Consider the following 19806-nt stretch of genomic DNA (forward strand, 5'->3'; position numbering starts at 1 on the left):
CGTGCAGCATGCGCTGGTGAAGTGGGGTCATAGGAACCTCCTCCCTATGACCTCTCACCCTAACCCGGCGTGCCTCGCTGAACTAGCCACAACTCTCAGTCCGTCGCGTCAGCGACTTCGTTCAAACCGGCTGCTCGGACAAGTGACACAGAAACTTGTTGCCAGGCTTGCCCAGCCGCCGAGCGGGTAGTCGCCTAAATCGGATGCCTTCCAGGCATGCGAGTCCTGATGAAAGAGCTGGATGATCTGACCATCCTTGCGAGCCATGCTTCCTCCAAAAACAAGGAAAGCGGCACACATTTGGTACACATGGCCGACGATTAGAGCTAATTTGACTAGCGGAGATGTGAAGAGATTACTGACGTGGGTTCAGCCATCAGATTCGAGATACCACCAGCTATTTTTACTCTTAATAGGCTGGGTACCACCAGAAATACCACCAGATGAGGCAGGATGGTAGTGGAGTCATGCTTAGGGATGTAGAGGGAGAACCGGCTATAAACCAAATATAATCAATAGGAAAGAGTAGAGGCGCAGGAGGAATATGGAGCGATGTGGAGTTATATTTATTGGGGGGGATGGCGGAGAGAGTGGGATTCGAACCCACGTTAGAGTTTCCCCTAAACACGCTTTCCAAGCGTGCGCCTTCAGCCACTCGGCCATCTCTCCGATACTTATAAATCAATCACTTACATCATGCGCTCGGTGCTGGTTTTTCCCCTGGAGCCGGTTTTGGTGCCGGTTTTGAATTTATCACACTGCATCCTTCGCATTTTGTGTACGGCGACACGCCGAAGCCTTCAATTCGGCTATTTGGGCCGAGAATCTGAAATCGTTTACTTTCATGACCGCCTCATTTATATTTCCGCATTGTTCGCGCCGATGCTTATGGCGCGAACCCGAAGAGGATCTTCGAATGCCCCGCATCACTCGGCGCGACCTGCTTCATTCCGGTATGGCACTTTCTGCTTCTTCTCTGTTGGCGCGGTCGGCGTGGGGACGAGCCGCCGCAATGATGTCGGGCTACCCCGGTGCTGCGTCTGCGGAGGCCCTGTCCGCGGTCGCACCGCGCGAGCACCTGCTCTTTGACGCGGGCTGGAGGTTTACTTTCGGCAATGGCGCCGATCCGGCAAAGGACCTCGGTTTCGGTTTCGGGCAGGGAGATTTCGCAAAGACAGGAGATTTCGAATTTGCGAAGGCGAAGTTCGACGATTCGAAATGGCGCGCTTTGAACTTGCCGCACGACTGGGCCGTGGAACTGCCGTTTGTTCGCGACAATGAACTTGCTTCGCACGGCTTCAAACCGCTCGGACGGCGTTATCCCGAGACGAGCGTCGGCTGGTACCGGCGGGTATTTGATATTCCGGCGACTGACGTTGGCCGTCGCATCTGGATCGAGTTCGACGGTGCTTTTCGTGATGTTCTTGTGTTTGTGAACGGGTGCTTCATCGGCCGCAACGACAATGGATACGCTCCGTTTCGATTCGATCTTACGGACTTTCTGGCTTATGGAAAGAAGAATTACATCGTTGCTCGCGTGGATGCGAGCTTTGGAGACGGATGGTTCTATGAGGGCGCCGGCATCTATCGTCATGTGTGGCTTACGAAGACCGACGCGCTGAACCTGGGTAAGTGGGAGAGCTATGTCCGGTCTGAGCTGGCTGGGAATTCGGCAACGCTTACGCTCGGGACCAAGGTGCAGAACGAAGGCAAACAGGCGGAATCCGCCAGGGTGAGGTGGCAGATTCTCGATCGCGCGGGAAAGCCCGTAACTACGGCCGAAGCGCCGGTGCAATCGATCGCGGTCGACGGTTCGGCCACGTTCACGGGCACAGTGAAGCTGACTAATCCCGAGCTTTGGTCGGTTGAAGCGCCCAACCTCTATCAGGCGATCGTTACCGTCGAGTCTGCGGGCAAGGCGCGCGATGCCGAGCGCATGAGCTTTGGTGTGCGCACCGCGATGTTCACGGCCGACAAAGGCTTCTTCCTGAACGGCAAGTCCGTGAAGATTCAGGGGACCTGCAATCACCAGGATCATGCGGGCGTCGGCGCGGCAGTTCCCGATGCGCTGCAATGGTTCCGGCTCGCCGTGTTGCGCGAGATGGGGGGCAATGCCGTGCGCACTTCGCACAATATGCCGACGCCTGAGTGGGTGGAAGCATGCGATCGCATGGGCGTGATGATGATGTGCGAAACGCGGCAGATGAGTGCGAATCCCGAGGGGATGGCGCAACTGGAAACGATGGTGAAGCGCTATCGAAATTCTCCTTCGATCATCATGTGGTCGGTTGGCAACGAGGAGGGCCAGATGCAGGGGCCGATGGCCGAGCAGGGAGAGCGCATCGGTGCCGATATGGTGCGGCTGTGCCACGAACTCGATCCGACGCGCGTTGTGTCGGCCGCGGTGAATGGAAATAATAAACAGGGAGTTTCGGATGCGCTGGATATTCTCGGATTCAATTACAACCTGAAGCTGCCGGAGGAATACCACAAGGAGCATCCTGACCGGCCTATCTATGGGTCGGAGACTTCGAGTGCGATCGGAACTCGGGGCGTGTACAGTTCTGGTCCTTTGAGAAATACAGTGAATTCTTATGACGGCGTGGTGCCGTGGGGCGAGACCGCGGAGGAGTGGTGGAAGTTTTACGGGACGCGCGAATGGGAAGCGGGCGGCTTTGCGTGGACGGGCTTCGACTATCGCGGCGAGCCAACGCCTTATGGATGGCCTTCGATCAACTCCCAGTTCGGCATTGTGGACATGTGCGGTTTTCCGAAGGACAACTTCTACTACTACAAAGCGTGGTGGGGCAAGGATCCGGTGGTGCATCTGTTTCCGCACTGGAATTGGGAAGGACGCGAAGGCGACGAGATTCCAGTTTGGGTTTACTCGAACCTCGACGAGGTGGAACTGTTCGTGAACGGCAAGAGTGCCGGCAGCCAGAAAGTTCCGCATCTCGGCCACGTGGAGTGGAAGGTGCGCTACGAGCCGGGCGCGATCGAAGCGCGCGGCAGTAGAGAGGGCAAGGTTGTGCTCAGCGACAAGCGCGAGACGACCGGTCCGACAGCGACGATCAAACTGACGGCCGATCGCAGCGAGATCAATGCCGATGGCGAAGACGTTGCGGTGATCAAGGTTGAGGGCCTCGACAAGGAAGGCCGCCTGGTTCCGATTGCGGACAATCACATCGGGTTCAAGATCACGGGCAATGGCGCGTTGATCGGCGTTGGCAATGGCGATCCCAACTGCCAGGAGAGCGACAAGGCGCCGAAGCGCTCGCTCTTCAACGGACTCGCGCAGGTGATCGTGCAGGCGACGAAGGAACCCGGCGAGATCCAGATTGAAGCGCACAAGGATGGCTGGGGCGGCCCCGAACTAACGTCTGCAACGATCACGATCCGGACGAAGCAGGCGGAGTTGCGTCCGGCGGTGACCTAGTTGCAGGGATCAGGGACTAGGCGACCAGGGACGAGGGGGGACCGGGAACGGGGTCATCTTGTGGCCCGTTGCCGGATATGCAACTGTTCGGTTGCGTGTTACCCCTCCCCCTCCCCCCACCCGCATTTGCTCGAAAGGCACTGATCCTGAACGTGTTATGGATAGAGCGCGGCGGCAAATAACTCTTATGGTTAGAGTTAGACTGCAAATATCTCTCGGCATGGGACTTACGGCCTTTGTTGAGCGCTTCGCCGTTTTCATGTGTTCCATTTAGCGCTTCGCGGCCCATGCGATTGCGATGAGATGGTCATCGTATTCCCTTCGAGATCACCGCATAGATTCAGGGTAGGCTAATCGGCGAAATAACCTGCAAAAGCACAAGATTTATTTGCCGTTTGTTCTGAGGGGGTTAGGCGGAAATAAAGGGATGAACGGCTTGACGACGAATTTCTGCAATTCGGCCGGCCCTACGGGCCGTGTTGCGTTCTGGAGCCAGGAAAGACAAAGAAGCAGGTTCTTCACTCACCACCCCCAAACGGAAAAACGTTTGGGGCCCCGTTCACTCAGAATGACACCTCTAATTTCTAGATTGGTGGGAGGAGCGGGAGGGCGGCTAGTTCGCGGACGAGGCGGACGGTTTCAAGGCTGACAACGGCGACCTGACCGATGAGGCGGACGATGTATTCGGGATCGTCTGCGCGGTTGGGGTCGTTGACGATGCCGGAGCGCTTGTCAGTGGAGACGCGGTACTGATCGATGACCCATTCGAGGGCGCTGCGGTTGCCGAGGCGGTACTCGAAGACCTCGGGCGGGATGCCGCCGAGGGTGAGAAAGCTGTTGTAGCGGAGTTGGGTCTTGTCTTTGGAGAGAACCATCTTTTCGACGCGCCAGTGGAGTTTGCCGGTTTCTGTCCGCTGGAGCGGGTACTCGGGCTGGCTTTCGTATTCAATATGGAGCTTCATCAGCTCCGCGCCGATGCGGGCGTATTGAGCAAAATCGGGAGCGAAGGGGATGCGGGGCAGTTCGCGCTTGAGGTTGGCGGCGTAGCGAGTGCGGTACTCGGGGTGGTGGAGCAGGGCGTAAGTGTAGTGGAAGATGTCCCACTTCGTAATGGATTTCTGGCCGTAGTGGGTGCGGAACTCAGCGAGTGACCAATCGGTGATGTTTTCGCGGAAGTTTCCTTGTTCATCTTGAATATAAAAGGGAAAGCACTGAGACCCTGCGCCTGGACCGACGGTGTGCAGATCGAGCGTACATTCAGATGCAATCGCCATGAAGGGCTTATCAGATCCCGGCGAAGTGACTGCGATGATTGGATTTTCTGGGGAGGCGTATCCACCGGTGCGGGAAGGCTCGTCAACAAGAACATCTTGCAGGTAGAGACTCCTCTTTGAGAAAGGTCGGTACAGCGCAGTCCGGATTGAGGACTCATTGAACGCGGGATAGTCGCCTGTGTGAAGATGTGTTTTAAGATTCCGGCTCCACTGAATCGAGGTGTAGTCAACAAAGGAGTCAGTATCTTTGGGCTTTCCGCTTTGCAGGTAGCGGTCTAACTCGCCCTTAAACTCCTCGATAAACTCCTTCACCTTAATTACAAGCGCGTCTTTTCGAAAGTCATAGACGACCGAATCTCTGTTCGTCGAGACGCCCAGGCTGTATTGCGAGAATACCGACTCTGAAGCCTTCGCTGATGCCATCGGTGTGAACGAGTCGAATACTCTCTCCATTCCGTCCGTCAGCCAATTGGTTTTTTTGTCAGGTAAGAGAACTTTCCAGGGCACTGCAGAACCTTGGCTCCATTGATCGAGTTGTACGTACTTCTTCTCTTTGCGCCACGCTTCGGGCGTTCGTGCATACATGACTGTCGCTGGTGCGTTTGTGTCGTTTCCCTCGTGACGTATGAGCATCGTAATGGACACGCCGACTTGAATTCCGAAGACGTTGTGGGTGGTCCCTGAGAGTTTTGGATTGAGTCGTACGTTTCCGCCCAAATCCAGCACGTAAATCTTCGAAAAGTCACTCAGGAGATGCTTCCGCAGTCGACGAGCTTTTGCGGGTCTTCAATGGAGTCGTGGAAGGCGATGCGGCCGTCCTGAAAGAGGAGAGCCTCAGTGGGGCGCTGGAAGAGGATGTTGGAGCGCGGGTATCCGGCGCGGAACTTCTTTTCCATTTCCTCCATGAGCGAGTCTTTTTCGTCTTTGGCTTCCCAATAGCCGCGCGGGAGGTTGAAGGCGTCGAGAAGGGCGGCGTCGATGCGGATAGGGCTTTGGCCCGTTCGGGCGACCTGGTACTCGGGGACAAGGGTCCAGTCGAATTGGCGGGCGCACTTTTTGAGCAGGTCCTCGAAGGCTCCGCGGATGTTACCTTCGTTGTCGAAGCGGCCCCTGGCGAATTTCTGGAGGGTTGCGTAGTAGACCCGGACCGGCGCGTTGGCCGGTTTGAGGTTCAATGTGGACATTCGTGTCTCAAGAACAAGGATAGCGCGGCGGAGTCATCGCACGTAGGCGGAAAGCTGATTCGGGGATTCGAACGGTAATAGCCTGGGATAGGTATCGGCAGGGCAACCGCAGATCCCTCGGCTGCGCTCGGGATGACAGTTGGTTGATTGGGGTTCGTGGCATCCCACTCATGGCGCGATGTAGCCGCGTCATGAATGGGGCACCCTCGGGTTGTGGCTGGTTGGCATTTGAAGACGCAACCGCCGAAAGTTTTTTATGCTGCGAGTTCACCGGCGGCGGCGACTACTTCCAACACAACGGCTTTTATATCGTCCGCAGTAGTGCGGTGATAGACGACGCACGCGCGCAGGGCAAATTTTCGATTGATGGATGCGTTGGAGATGTAGACGCGGGTTCTGCGCGAGTTCTGTGTGAGGAGCAGCCGTGAAATTGACGCGTGTGAACTCCGCCGGCTAACCCATATACTTGTCGGTTCATGAGATTCAGGGGGCGAGAACGCATGCGTGGAATGAGCTTGGTGGGTGTGGTGGTTTTTGCAGCGGGGAATTTGATCGCGCATAGCGAAGCAACGGCTCCAACTGGGCCGGTGAACTTGCAGGTGGATAACCTGACGCGGCCGCTGGGGATTGACGATGCGACACCGAGGTTTTCGTGGCAGCTTAACGATGCGGTGCGGGGGGCACGGCAGACGGCGTATCGCGTGCTGGTGGCGACACGGGCGGACTTGCTGACGGACGGCGAAGCGGATGTGTGGGACAGCGGCAAGGTCGCGTCCGCACAGTCGCTCAACGTGAAGTATGCGGGGCCGGCGGTGAAGCCGAGTACGCGGTACTGGTGGCGGGTGGAACTGTGGAATGCCGACGGCAAGGAGTATCCCGCGAGCGCGGCGGAATCGTGGGAGACAGGACTACTTAATCAGAGTGCCTGGCGTGCTGATTGGATCGGGTGGGAGACGGCGGAAGAGGCAGCGGCGCGGAAGGCGCCGTCGGTGTGGATTGCGAATCCTGATGTTGCGCCGGGCAGCGGGAAGCCGAGCAGCGAGCAGAAGTTTGCTTATCGAACAGGTTTGAAGATTGACAAGCCGGTGCAGCAGGCGATTCTGTTTGCGACGGCGGAGGACACGGTTTCAGCCTGGGTGAATGGGCAGCGGGTGTTGAATGCGGCTCCGTTTCCGCCGTATCACCATTTGCCGTGGAAGAAGTTTGTGCGTGCGGATGTGACGGAGCGAGTGCAGGAGGGACAGAACTCGATTGCAATCGAGAGCGTGCACTACATCGACAAGTATGGCGAGAGTAAGCGGAAGGATGCGCCGCCGATGATTGCGACGGTGGTGCTGCTCTATAAGGATGGAAGAGCGGCGGAGTTTGGGAGCGATGGAACGTGGAAGAGCGCGATCGAGCCGGCTGGCGACTGGCAGAAAAGTGAGTTTGATGATGCCGCGTGGAAGGATGCGGCGGCGTGGGAGCAGGCGAAGGGGCAGGAGGAGCAACCGGTGTTGCAACCGTGGATTCCGGACAGCGTGAAGGCTTTGCGGAAGTTTTTTGACGCAGGACAAACGATCAAGTCTGCGCGTTTGTATGCGACGGCGCTGGGAACGTATGAGCTGTTTCTGAACGGCAAGCGCGTGGGGAGAGACTGGCTGGCGCCGGGGTGGACGGATTACCGCGAGAAGATGCTGTACCAGACGTATGACGTAACGGATCTGGTGAAGAGCGGGGGCAATGTGATGAGGGCCCTGCTGGCGCCAGGATGGTATTCGACGTCATTGGAGTGGCTGCAGCAGCCGAACAATTATGGCAATACGCCGCCTGCACTGCGAGCGCAGTTGCGCGTCGAGTATGAAGACGGAAGCGTGCAGTGGGTCGCGACGGATGCGAGCTGGCAGTCGCAGACTTCGTATATTGAGCGCTCCGAGTTGTATGACGGGGAGACGCAGGATCTGTCGCGGGCGCAGGATCCAATGGAGAGGGCGATCACTGAAGGACTTACAATCAACGCGATTTCTCTGAAGTGGGGGCAGGTCGAGGTAGTCCATCCGAAGGAGATCAGGATCGAGGCGCAGTCGTTTCCGCCGATCCGGGTGGAGAAGGAGATGACCGCGTTGAAGATGACCACGCCGAAGCCCGGCGTATTTATCTACGACTTTGGGCAGAACTTAGCGGGCGTGGAGAAAATTGTGTCGGCGGGTCCCGCAGGCACCGATGTGCAGGTGCGCGTGGGTGAGGCGCTCAATCCGGATGGGACGCTGTACACGGAGAATCTGCGCACAGCGAAGGCCACGGATCATTTTCTTCTGAGCGGGAAGAATGATCAAGGGGCGGGGCCGGACGAATTGATGCCACAGTTTACGTTCCATGGATTTCGCTACATCGAGATTACGGGGTTGAAGAGTGCGCCGGCGCTGAAGGATGTTTCGGCACTGGTGATGCATACCGATGTGCCGTTCACGGCGAAGCTCGAGACCGGCAACGCCATGATCAACAAGCTGTGGAGCAATATTCTGTGGGGGCAGAGGTCGAATTTTGTGGGGCTGCCGACGGATTGTCCGCAGCGGGATGAGCGGCTGGGATGGGCGGCGGATGCGCAGGTGTTCTGGCGGGCGGCGTCGTACAACGCGGCGCTGGCCTCGTTCACGCGCAAGTTCGCGGCCGATCTGCGCGGTACGCAGGTGGGAACACCGTACTACGGAATCTATGCGCCGGGAACGGCGAAGGTTTCGCCTGGGGTGGCGGCGGCGTGGAGCGATGCGGGGGTGATTATTCCGTGGACGTCGTGGCTGCAGACGGGGGACACGAGCGTGATCGACCAGAACTGGCAGGCGATGCGGAAGTATGTGGATGCGATCGACGCGCGCAATCCCGACGGAATCTGGCACAACGATTCGGGGATTCCGTTTGGGGATTGGCTCTCGCTTGAAGGGCGCACGCAGGAGGACCTGGTTGCGACGGCGTACTGGGCCTACGACGTGAACATGATGCGCGAGATGGGGCACGCAACGGGGCGTACGGAGGCGGAGCAGCATTACACGCAACTCGAAGAGAAGATTCGCGACGCATTCGAAAAGAAGTTTGTAAAAGCGGGTGCGTATATTCCAGGAGCGGATAACAGCCCATCGCCGTTTGGGGATATCGACAATCCAGATTCCAAGGCGAAGGGTGGAGATACGCAGACCAGCTACGTGCTTGCCCTGCACATGAACCTGGTGCCGGAGAGTCTGCGCGCACAGGCCGCTGCGCGGCTGGTAAAGAAGATCGAGGAGAATCACGGGCTGCTGGGCACGGGATTTGTGGGCACTCCGTATGTGCTGGAGGAATTGACGAAGACCGGGCACACAAAGCTGGCTTACGATGTGCTGCTGAATACGGGAATGCCGTCGTGGGGATATCAGATCGATCATGGGGCGACGACGACGTGGGAGCGGTGGAACGGCGACAAGATGATGGGCGATCCGCAGATGAACTCGTATAACCATTACGCATACGGCGCGGTGGCGGACTGGATTTACCGCTATGCGGCGGGGGTGGATGCGTCGCCGCTGGATGCGGGGTTCCACACGGTTGTGCTGCACCCGGTGTTTGACGCGCGACTGTCTCCGCTGAAGTTTGAGTACGCATCGTCGTATGGGGAGATCGAATCTGACTGGACGGTGAAGGGAAAGAGCGTGGACTGGAATGTGACGCTGCCCGCGAATACGACGGGGCGGCTCGAACTGAAAGCCGATGAAGCGGCACGGTGGACGCTGGATGGCGCGCGGTTGAGCGAGAGTCCGCTGGCGAAGAGGGTGGAGGGGGGATTTGAGTTGGAGGCGGGGAGCTACCGGTTTGTGAGGACAGGGAACAGGGACAAAGGGACAGGGGACAAAGGGACAACTGGACCAGGGACAACGCGTGGTGCGCTCGTTAAGGGCGGGAGCGGAAGATTGTGATCTGGTTTGGGTCGGGGATCGCGCTTGCGGTGAGCCATGGCTCCTTTGCTACGGTCAGCGTGCAGGGGCCGAGGGTACAGATGGTGATGGATCGATGTTCGCTCTCGTTGTGGAGCTTCCGCAGGACCGTCTTTAAGGTGTTGCCGGTGAAGGGCGTGTAGAGATAGAAGACTGTGCCGCCGGAGAGATTCGCATCGGTTGCATTCTGGTGGAAGAATGTGATGTGGTCGAGATGCAGGCCGCGGGCGCATTCGCGGGCGCTATCCACATATGCCTGCTCAGCTTCGATTCCGATGGCTTGGACGCCGGTGAGGATCGAGGCGAGTATGGGGACGTGGCCCAGTCCGGAGCCGAGGTCGACGAGCGTGTCGGACTCAGAGAGCGCGCTGAGCCGGATGAACTGAAAGATGTGGCGCGCGGGCGTGGGCTGGTAGAAGACCATCTCGGGTGGCGGGCGCAGTGGTGCGATGTCGGGTTCGCGCGCTTCAAGAACGCCGCTGATCAACTCGTCGAGAACGTCGTAGGCGAGGCCGGGGTTTGTGGTTTTTGCGTTGTCGGCGCAGCGGTCGATCCAGTGCCGTAATTGCAAGGGTGGGTCGCCTCGCTGGATCTGGTTGCGGATGGAGTTGTAGATCGCGGCGTTGGTGGATTCGAGTTTTGCGCGAAGAGCTTTCGCTCGATCGAATATGCCGGTGCGATCAACCGCGGCAAGAGGGGTCTCCGCGTCCGGGTCTCCGAGGCATGCATCGAGTGCATCGAGGGTTTCGATGCGCATCCGCAACTGATCGTGTTCGAAGAGCGATGAGTCGGCTTCAAGGTGCGTGACGAGTTTGTGGAAATCGCTTATCACAGGTTCATTCAACTCGTTGTGATCGTATCCCACTCATGCGCAAAGAGCGCGCATGAATGGGGCACCCGGTGTTGAGGACCGTCCGCACTCCCACTCATGCGCAAAGAGCGCGCATGAATGGGGCACCCGGACGCGACGGGGTTCCCTATAGATTAGACAGATGAGAACCACGCGTGCCATGTGGAGAGCGGAGCTTGCAGCGATGATTGCGCTGGCGGTTCCGGTTGTGCTCAGTGAGTTGGGCTGGGTGGCGCAGGGCGTTGTGGACAACATCATGGTGGGGCGGCTGGGGCCGGTGGCGATTGGCGCGGTTGCGTTGGGGAATGCGGTTTATTACACGCCGTCGCTGTTCGGGATCGGGTTGCTGCTGGGGCTGGACACGCTGGTGTCGCAGGCGTACGGGCGGCGCGATCATGACGAGTGTCACAGGTGGCTGGCGCAGGGCGTGTATCTCGCGTGCATCGTGACGCCGCCGATCATGATTCTGCTGATCGGGCTCAGCTACGGGTTTACGCGCTTCGGTGTGATTCCAGAAGTGGCGAGCTTGTCGGGCGGTTATCTGCGGATTCTCAGCTGGGGGACGCTGCCGCTGCTGCTGTACGGCGGCACGCGACGCTATCTGCAGGGCGTGGGGCAGGTGCGCGTTATCACGATCACCTATGTTGTGGGGAATCTGCTGAACTGGGCGGGCAACTGGGTGCTGATTTACGGCAAGCTGGGGTTTCCGGCGCTGGGCGTGAATGGATCGGCGATCTCGACGTGCGTTGCGCGTGTGGGTATGGCGGTGGCCATGCTTTCGTTCGCGTGGAGATATGAACGCAGTCGAGGGCATCCGTTGTTTGAGCATTGGGCGGGACCGGAACTGGATCGGCTACGGAAGCTGGTGCGGATTGGCGCGCCGGCGGCAGGGCAGATTCTGCTGGAGATCGGCGCGTGGAACCTGAGCACGTTTGCGGCGGGCTATCTGACACCGGTGGCGCTGGCCGCGCACACCATTGCGCTGAATTATGCGAGCGTGTCGTACATGGTGCCGCTGGGGATTGGCGCGGCTGCGGCCGTGAGCGTGGGGCACGCGATTGGCGCAGGCGATCCGGCGCGCGCGCGAAGGGCTGGATGGTTGGCGCTTGCGCTGGGTACGGGATTCATGGTGTGTGCAGGCATCGTGTTCCTGGTGGCGCCGCGGCCGCTGATTTTTCTCTACACGCACGATGCGCGGGTGCTGGCGGTGGGGCCGAGCCTGTTGTGGATCGCGGCGGCGTTTCAGATTTTCGACGGAATCCAGACCGTTTCGACCGGCGCCTTGCGCGGATTGGGCGAGACGCGTGTGCCGATGGTGGCCAACCTGGTTGGCTACTGGGTGATGGGGTTGCCGCTCGGGTTCATTCTCTGTTTCGTGCTGAAGTGGGGCATCTACGGGATGTGGATCGGGCTGACGCTGTCGCTGATTGTGATTTCGTTGACGCTGCTTGCGCGGTGGAATCGGGATGCGGCGCGGGTGGCGCTGGCGCCTTCAAAAATATAGGGTTAACAGGTTGATAAAGACGCGTGAGTTATTCGAATCACAACGCTTTGATCGACAATTCCAGAGAGACGAACAGACGTTGCTGCGAAAGGTACTTACGGTACAAAGTGGCGTGTCTGGAAGCGGTACGATGCCCCTGTCAAGTGACTATAATCACCATTGAGCGAAGTTTGTCGCTATCCAGCGCGTTCTTTCAGGAACCCGTACTCCGAAGCCAAGGTTTGGTGGTTTTCGCGACCGCAAGGTTGCAACGATCTCAAACGGCCTGACGCGGAGAAATGAACGGCCTCGAGACGCGTGGAAATTCATCTGAAGGGAATCCCGCCAAATGGCGACTGGAGACCTGGCTCTGGGTCAAGAACAGGGCGTGATCGGCGCGCAAAAGCGTGTTGTCAACGATTTCAGCATCAACGTAGCAACGGTGAACGGGTCCGGCTCGCAATCCGCCAATAGCGTACTGCTGAAGAGCATCTTTGGAATGGGAATTCCCGTGAGCGGGAAGAATCTGTTTCCTTCGAACATCGCCGGACTTCCCACCTGGTTCACGATACGCGCCAGCAAGGACGGGTATGTGGCCCGCACGCGCGATGCGGAGTTCCTGGTGGCTCTGAACCCCGAGACCGCGAAGAGCGACATTGAAGCGCTGCCAGCGGGCGGCGTGGCGATCTACGAAGAGAATGCGAACCTGAAGCAGTATCGCGACGACGTTGTCTGCTATCCGGTTCCGTTCGACAAGATCACGGCGGCCGTTTGCACCGAGGCGAAGCTGCGCAAGCTGGTCAAGAACATGGTGTACGTGGGCGTGGTGGCGCAACTGCTGTCGATCGATATCGGTGAGGTTGAGAACAGCGTAAGGAAGCAGTTCGCCAAGAAGCAGAAAGTGTTCGACCTGAACTTCGGCGCGGTGAAAGCCGGATTCGAGTATGCAGAGCAGAAGCTGGTGAAGCAGGATCCGTTCATGCTGGAGCGGATGAACCAGACGGCCGGCAAAATCATCATCGACGGTAACGCGGCGTGCGGCATGGGCGCGGTGTTTGCGGGTGTGACGGTGGTGGCGTGGTACCCAATTACGCCTTCGACCTCGCTGGTGGAAGCGACGACCGATCTGCTGAAGAAGTTCCGGGTAACGCCAGAAGGCAGAGCGACGTTTGCCGTGGTGCAGGCCGAAGACGAGCTGGCAGCTATCGGCATGGTGCTGGGCGCGGGCTGGGCCGGAGCGCGGTCGATGACCTCGACCTCGGGGCCGGGGATTTCGCTGATGGGAGAATTTGCCGGTCTGGGCTACTACGCCGAGATTCCGGGCGTGATTTTCGACGTGCAACGCACGGGCCCGTCGACGGGCATGCCAACGCGCACGCAGCAATCGGATCTGTTGTCCACGGCATTCCTGTCGCACGGCGATACGAAACACATTGTTCTGCTGCCGGGTTCGGTGAAGGAGTGCTTCGAGCTGAGCATGGAGGCATTTAACCTTGCCGAACGTTTGCAGACGCCGGTGTTTGTGCTGTCGGATCTTGACCTGGGCATGAACAACTGGATGTCGGAGCCGTTCGCGTATCCTGAGAAGCCTCTCGATCGCGGCAAGGTACTGACCAAGGAAGATCTGGACAGGCTAGGCGGTTTTGCGCGCTACAGGGATGTGGATGGCGATGGGATTGGCTGGCGTACGCTTCCCGGCACGATGCATCCCAAGGCGGCCTACTTTACGCGCGGCTCGGGACACAACGATGCGGCGAGTTACACGGAAAAGCCGGACGAGTACCAGGCGGTCATGGAGCGGTTGTCGCGCAAGTTTGAGAATGCGCGCAAGCTGGTTCCGGCGCCTATCGCGGTGAAAGACGGAACCTCGCGCGTGGGCTTCGTTGCTTTTGGCACCACGGACTTCGCACTGCGCGAGAGCCTGGACCAGATCAAGAAGGAACACGGCAAGGATGTGGATTACCTGCGCATCCGCGCGTATCCCTTCGCGCACGAGATTCTCGACTTTGTTGCGGCACATGAGCGCGTATATGTGGTGGAGCAGAATCGCGACGCACAACTTGCGAGCCTGCTGAAGCTCGACTTGCCGGCCGACCAGGTCGTCAAGCTGCGCAGCATCCTCCATTACAACGGGCTGCCCATCGATGCCCGCACAATTACAGAAGAGTTTGCAACCAAGGAGGGCCTGTAACGATGGCTACCCAAACACCAAGTCCAACTTCAGGCCCCAAGGTCAATCACATCGGGCTTCCGGTACTTGAATATCGAGGCGGCAAGTCGACGCTCTGCGCCGGCTGCGGCCACAACGCAATCTCAGAGCGCATCATCGACGCCATGTTCGAAATGGGTGTGGAGCCGGAGCGGGTGATGAAGATGAGCGGCATTGGCTGCTCGTCGAAGAGCCCGGCCTACTTCATGGCGCGTTCACACAGCTTCAACAGCGTCCACGGCCGCATGCCATCCGTCTCTACCGGCGCGATTCTCGCCAACCGGCAGATGAGGATGCTTGGCGTCTCGGGCGACGGGGACACGGCCTCCATCGGCATCGGCCAGTTCGTTCACCTGATGCGCCGCAACATCAACATGATTTACATCATTGAAGACAACGGCGTGTATGGATTGACGAAGGGACAGTTCTCGGCGACGGCGGATATCGGCTCAAAGCTGAAGACCGGCGTGATCAACGATCTGCCCGCCATCGACACCTGCGCTCTTGCCATTCAACTGGGGGCGACCTTTGTGGGCCGCTCGTTCTCGGGCGACAAGAAGCAGCTGCTCGCCATGCTGAAAGCTGCGATCGCGCACCGAGGCACCGTGATGCTCGATGTGATCAGCCCCTGCGTGACTTTCAATGATCACGAGGGTTCGACGAAGAGCTACAAGTTCATGCAGGAAAACGACGAACCTATAAACGATATTGGTTTTGTAGCCAGCTTTGACGACATCGCTGTGGACTACGATTCGGGTCAAGTTTACGAAGTCGAGCTGCACGACGGCTCGACCATGCGCCTGCGCAAGCTGCACGAAGACTACGATCCGACCGACAAGGCCAACGCAGTGCGCACGCTGATGCAAGCCGAGGAGAATCACGAAGTGCTCACCGGCGTCTTCTACATCAACACGGAGAAGCCCACATTCGCCGATTTGCTGAACATGGTGGATGAGCCGCTGGCGACGCTGCCGGAGTCGGTAACCCGGCCGCCGAAGTCGGCTCTGGACGCGCTGATGGCGAACTTACAGTGAACAGTGGACAGTGTGCAGTGAACAGAAAAAGCCCCGCGAAATGCGGGGCTTTTTCTCTCTGGAGATGAGGGTGTCGCGTTCTGGCCCTAGCGCTGGGCGGCAGCGGTGCTGTGGATACCCATGGAGGTGAGCTTGGCCTTGGCCTGGGAGGCCTCAGGCGTCTGTGGGTGTCGCGCGATCAGCAGGCGGAGCTCGTGGATGCCCGACTCCCGCTTACCCTGCTGGATAAGCGCAAAGCCCTTGTGCAGTTGAGCCGCCGGGGCCTTCGGGTTTCCGGTGAAGGTTTCGAGAACCGCGTTGTAGGCATTGATTGCGGCGCTATAGTCACCCTGGCGGTAGGCGATTTCGCCGAGATAGTACTGAGAACTGCCGGCGAGTTCATCCATCGGATAGTAGTGGATCACGTCCTGAAATTCGCCCGAAGCTACGCTGTACTTGGCGGCGTTGAAGTCGCGAAGTGCCGCCTCGAAAGTCTGGTGCAGAGGAGGATTCGTGCTGGCAGCGGCCGCAACATTGGGTATTGGTTGCCCAGGCGATCCCGGTGCACCGCCCGGGCCTGCTCCGCTATCGTTGACGGGCGCGCCACCGGGCATTGCGCCCTGTGTCGGTTGTGTCCCCGCTGGCGGCGCGCTCTGGATGTTCTGCAACTGGCTCTGGAGATCCGAGATCGATTTGTCGAGCTTGGCAATGCGGGTCTTCAATTCGTCGACAGAATCATTCAGAGACTGAACCTGTCCGGACGCCGTGTCGATTTTGCCACTCAAGGCGTCGTTCTGCTGGTTGAGTTTCTGCTGCAGAGTGGTGACCGTCTGGGTCATCTGGTTGGCCGAGTCGGCGGTCTGCTCCACCAGGTGCTGCAAGACGCCGAAGCGAGTGTCGAGGGTGGATTGCAAGCGCTGCACCATATCCAGCAGCTGCTGCACCTGCGTTTGCAACTGGATGATGTCCTTTGATGTGGCATGCGCACGCACAGGGGCCAGGGCAAGCACCGCGGCCAGAACTGCTGCCGCCACAAAACGACGACGAAATGTACATCCCTTAAGCATCGATCACCTACATGATGGAGTTTTGCGCCCGGATCAAGTTGACCGGGAAGGCCCCAAATTCATTAGACGGGAAGCGGTGCTTTCCGCGCTGCCTGAATGACTGCTTCAATGGTGCAGACCTGTCGAGAAGATCTCGGGAATTCAAAACGCCGGGCGGCACCGATCTTGATTGGATGCCGCCCGAGAGGATTGATGCTAGCTCAAGCACTATTGGTCCATCGAGAACCCGGCCCGACGATTTTGCTGCCAGCAAGCTTCCGTGGATTCGGTGCAGAAGGGCTTTTCCTTACCGTAGCTGATGACGCGAATGCGGCTGGCTGAAACGCCGGCCGTCACAAGCGCGGTCTTCGCGGCATCGGCACGATTCTGCCCGAGGCCGATGTTGTATTCGTTTGAGCCGCGCTCGTCGCAGTAGCCGCCAATGACGATCCGAATATTCGGATGGCTGTTCAGATAAGCGGCGTCCTTTGACAACGTGGTCTGCGCATCGGGGCGAACGTCGTATGCGTCGTAGTCAAAGAAGATGTCCTGCATGTTGGCTTTGAACTCTTCTTCGGCGGACATCGTGTTTGTGGGTTGCTGCACGGGTGGCGGAGTCGACACCGTGACCCTTGCAGTGTCATCGGCCGTTCCACCCTCGCCCTTCGCCACAAGGTGATAATTGGTGGAGGCGGTCGGCGTAACGGTTTTGACGCCGGAGGTTGGGACATCGCCGATGCCGTCAATCGAGACGCTAGTAGCGTCGGTGGTCTTCCAGGTCAGGGTCACCTGGTCGCCGGCCGAAATAGCGCTGGGCTCCGCAGTAATGTGTGCGGTAGGAGCCGGGGCGGCTACCGGAGGCGCAGTATACGGCGCAGGTGGCGGGGTCTTCTTCTTACAGCCAGCTACGGCAACCAAAGCCACAAGCAATGCAGGAACCAGAATGCGAGTGCAACGTTTCAATTCGTAACTCCTTCCGCAAGTTTATTTGCGTACTCTAATCACTTCTCCATTTTAGACCCGCGCGGAGGTGAAAACATCATTGGTGCGCATCGCGGCTGTTATTTGGAAAGGTTCGGGACCTCGATTTGGAACGATCCGGACCGGCCGTCCGCCCGATCCGGGATTCGATCGAACTGCGCCTGGGAGATCGTTGAGGTGGATTCGGCAAATGCGCAGGCGTCAGCCCGTACAGGTTGTGCTAAGTGATTTAATATCAGCTTCCAGGAGATTCGACTCAGCCAGCCAATTTTGCGTTCGGTAGTTTTGGAGAGGCAGCTGAAATGGGGAGTCCTGAAACCAGAATCTGGAGACCACCATGTACCTCCGTAATCATCGATTTTTTGGCGCGAAATTTTGCGGAGTGTTGATTGCGCTGGTGGCCGCATCGGCGATGGCGGAGCAGGGCGCGGGGAGAACGGAAGATCCAGTAACGCTGCATCGGCAGGGTGACAGCTTTTCGCTCGGAAATGCGGTGATCGGCGCACGGTGGTCGGTGGCGAAGGACGCGTTGAGCGGGCTGGTCGTGCGCGATCAGATGCACGGGACAGACATCCGCGTGGATGAGCCGTTCCGGATACTGCTGAACAATGGAACGATTCTGGATGCTTCGAATCTGAAACTCGCGGGCGATGCAAAGATCACGCATATCACGCCGACGCCGTCTGCTCCGCGCATTGCTGCGACGCTTCCCGGTGAATCGGTCGATCTTGCAATGGAGAGCAGCGATGGCCTTGTGCATGTGGACTGGTCGATCGTGCTGCTGCAGGGTTCCCACTACCTCCGGCAGCTTGTGACGATTGCGGCTGCGGGTGAGAAAGATTTGGCGATCAGCCGCGTGCAGTTGATTGATTTATCTTTGCCCGGTGCACGCGTGGTGGGCTCGGTCAATGGCTCGCCAATTGTGACGGGGAATCTGTTCGTCGGTTTTGAGCATCCGCTTTCACGGAGCAAGGTAAGGGGAGATCGAGCGACAGCGTGGATCGAGCGCGAGCTGCCGTTGCGCGCAGGGCAGGCCGTGACGTATTCGTCGGTGATAGGCGTGGCGCGCGAAGGGCAAATGCGGCGCGATTTTCTGGTGTATCTTGATCGCGAGCGGGCGCATCCCTATCGGACGTTTCTGCACTACAACAGCTGGTACGATCTTGGCTACTTTACGCCGTACGGTGCGACGGACGCGGTCGATCGCATCCATGCTTTCGGACGCGAACTGAGTGAGAAGCGCGGCGTGAAGCTCGATTCGTTTCTCTTTGACGATGGATGGGATAAACACGATTCGCTCTGGAAATTCAACAGCGGTTTTCCGGATGGATTCACGCCGCTCAAGCAGGCCGCGGAAAAATATGGCGCCGATCCGGGCGTGTGGATGTCGCCGTGGGGCGGCTATTCCAAGCCGAAGCAGGAGCGGATTGCCTTTGGCAAAAGCGCCGGGTACGAGATTGTAGGCGGGGGTTACGCGCTCTCGGGGCCCAAATATTATGCGGCGTTTCGCGATGTGGCGCTGGAGATGGTGGAGAAGTATGGCGTGAACCAGTTCAAGTTCGATGGGACGGGGAATGTGGATTCGGTGTTTCCGGGGAGCCGGTTCGACAGCGATTTTTCGGCGATGATTCATTTAATCGGCGAATTGCGCGCAGCCAAGCCTGATCTGTTCGTCAACCTGACCACGGGGACGTGGCCTTCGCCGTTTTGGGTGATGCACGCGGATTCCATCTGGCGCGGCGGCGAGGATGATTCGACCGCGGGTGTGGGCACCTATCGCGAGCGCTGGATTACGTATCGCGATGCCGAGACTTACGAGCGCGTGGTGCAGATGGGCCCGTTGTATCCACTGAATTCGCTGATGCTGCACGGCATGATCTATGCGCAGCACCATCGCGATCTGGACAAGGACCCGGGAAATGATTTTCGCAATGAGGTGCGTTCGTACTTCGGCACTGGAACCCAGTTGCAGGAGATGTACATCACTCCTTCGCTGCTGACCGCGCAGAACTGGGATGACCTGGCGGAGGCGGCGAAGTGGTCGCGCGACAATGCCGATGTGCTGAAGGACACGCACTGGGTGGGCGGCGATCCGGCGTGGCTCGAGGTGTACGGATGGGCTTCGTGGACGCCGCGCAAGGGGATCCTGGTGCTGCGCAACCCGAGCGATCGCGAACAGACGATCCGGCTGCGGTTGCAGGATGCGTTTGAACTGCCGCCGGACGCCCGGAGGGTGTATAGTGCTCGGAGCCCTTGGAAAGACGATGCCGGGCGCCCGGCGATTGTGCTTGGTGCCGAAGAGGCACATGAGTTCCACCTCGCCGCGTTTCAGGTACTCACGCTCGACATCCTGCCTGCTCAGAGTGCGCACCGCTGAGAGAACGAA

12 protein-coding genes and 1 tRNA gene are annotated in these 19806 nt (G+C 58.7%); 7 read left to right on the forward strand and 6 right to left on the reverse strand.

Features of this window, described 5'->3' with window-relative positions; translation table 11 throughout:
* Nucleotides 1-190: hypothetical protein (locus WCA10_RS04255; RefSeq protein WP_472821253.1), on the forward strand; the 190-nt coding region annotated here is incomplete at its 5' end.
* Between the two features lie 389 nt (nucleotides 191-579).
* On the opposite strand, the gene WCA10_RS04260 is transcribed toward WCA10_RS04255, so the two are convergent.
* Nucleotides 580-669 (reverse strand) — tRNA-Ser (locus tag WCA10_RS04260).
* A 247-nt stretch (nucleotides 670-916) separates the two neighbouring features.
* On the opposite strand from WCA10_RS04260, the gene galA reads away from it, so the two are divergent.
* A complete protein-coding gene (gene galA / locus WCA10_RS04265) occupies nucleotides 917-3436 on the forward strand; it encodes a beta-galactosidase GalA (protein WP_472821254.1) in 2520 nt (839 codons plus the stop codon).
* A 584-nt stretch (nucleotides 3437-4020) separates the two neighbouring features.
* Here galA and WCA10_RS04270 read toward each other — a convergent pair.
* Together WCA10_RS04270 and WCA10_RS04275 are read right to left on the reverse strand one after the other, a co-directional pair.
* Nucleotides 4021-5436, reverse strand: a complete 1416-nt coding sequence (locus tag WCA10_RS04270; RefSeq protein ID WP_472821255.1) for a type ISP restriction/modification enzyme — start codon at nucleotides 5434-5436, stop codon at nucleotides 4021-4023.
* Nucleotides 5437-5456: 20 nt separating this feature from the next.
* Nucleotides 5457-5894: a hypothetical protein gene (locus tag WCA10_RS04275; protein WP_472821256.1), complete on the reverse strand. Its 438-nt coding sequence runs from the start codon at nucleotides 5892-5894 to the stop codon at nucleotides 5457-5459.
* 500 nt (nucleotides 5895-6394) lie between these two features.
* On the opposite strand from WCA10_RS04275, the gene WCA10_RS04280 reads away from it, so the two are divergent.
* Entirely contained in the window at nucleotides 6395-9820 is a 3426-nt protein-coding gene (locus WCA10_RS04280) for a family 78 glycoside hydrolase catalytic domain (RefSeq protein ID WP_472821257.1), read from the forward strand.
* On the opposite strand, the gene WCA10_RS04285 is transcribed toward WCA10_RS04280, so the two are convergent.
* Nucleotides 9795-10670, reverse strand: a complete 876-nt coding sequence (locus tag WCA10_RS04285) for a hypothetical protein (RefSeq protein WP_472821258.1) — start codon at nucleotides 10668-10670, stop codon at nucleotides 9795-9797. The two genes, WCA10_RS04280 and WCA10_RS04285, sit on opposite strands and share 26 nt — an antisense overlap.
* A 160-nt stretch (nucleotides 10671-10830) precedes the next feature.
* Between WCA10_RS04285 and WCA10_RS04290 the strand changes: the two genes are divergently transcribed.
* From WCA10_RS04290 to WCA10_RS04300, 3 genes are all read left to right on the forward strand, one after another.
* Complete coding sequence (locus WCA10_RS04290) at nucleotides 10831-12192, forward strand: MATE family efflux transporter (protein WP_472821259.1); 1362 nt, start codon at nucleotides 10831-10833, stop codon at nucleotides 12190-12192.
* A 328-nt stretch (nucleotides 12193-12520) separates the two neighbouring features.
* Entirely contained in the window at nucleotides 12521-14362 is a 1842-nt protein-coding gene (locus tag WCA10_RS04295; protein ID WP_472821260.1) for a 2-oxoacid:acceptor oxidoreductase subunit alpha, read from the forward strand.
* A 2-nt stretch (nucleotides 14363-14364) separates the two neighbouring features.
* The gene (locus WCA10_RS04300; protein WP_472821261.1) at nucleotides 14365-15414 is read left to right on the forward strand and encodes a 2-oxoacid:ferredoxin oxidoreductase subunit beta; all 1050 of its coding nucleotides are present in this window, start codon (nucleotides 14365-14367) and stop codon (nucleotides 15412-15414) included.
* Between the two features lie 86 nt (nucleotides 15415-15500).
* Here the strand turns inward: WCA10_RS04300 and WCA10_RS04305 are convergent, their stop codons facing one another.
* Both WCA10_RS04305 and pal read right to left on the reverse strand, forming a co-directional pair.
* Complete coding sequence (locus WCA10_RS04305) at nucleotides 15501-16460, reverse strand: tetratricopeptide repeat protein (protein WP_472821262.1); 960 nt, start codon at nucleotides 16458-16460, stop codon at nucleotides 15501-15503.
* Between the two features lie 207 nt (nucleotides 16461-16667).
* Entirely contained in the window at nucleotides 16668-17402 is a 735-nt protein-coding gene (pal, locus tag WCA10_RS04310) for a peptidoglycan-associated lipoprotein Pal (protein WP_472821263.1), read from the reverse strand.
* Between the two features lie 355 nt (nucleotides 17403-17757).
* On the opposite strand from pal, the gene WCA10_RS04315 reads away from it, so the two are divergent.
* Nucleotides 17758-19797 (forward strand): alpha-galactosidase, encoded by a 2040-nt coding sequence (locus tag WCA10_RS04315; RefSeq protein WP_472821264.1) that lies wholly within the window; start codon nucleotides 17758-17760, stop codon nucleotides 19795-19797.
* The last annotated feature ends 9 nt before the right edge of the window (nucleotides 19798-19806 follow it).

The organism is Occallatibacter sp., from assembly GCF_049582745.1.
Classification (GTDB): Bacteria; Acidobacteriota; Terriglobia; order Terriglobales; family Acidobacteriaceae; genus Telmatobacter.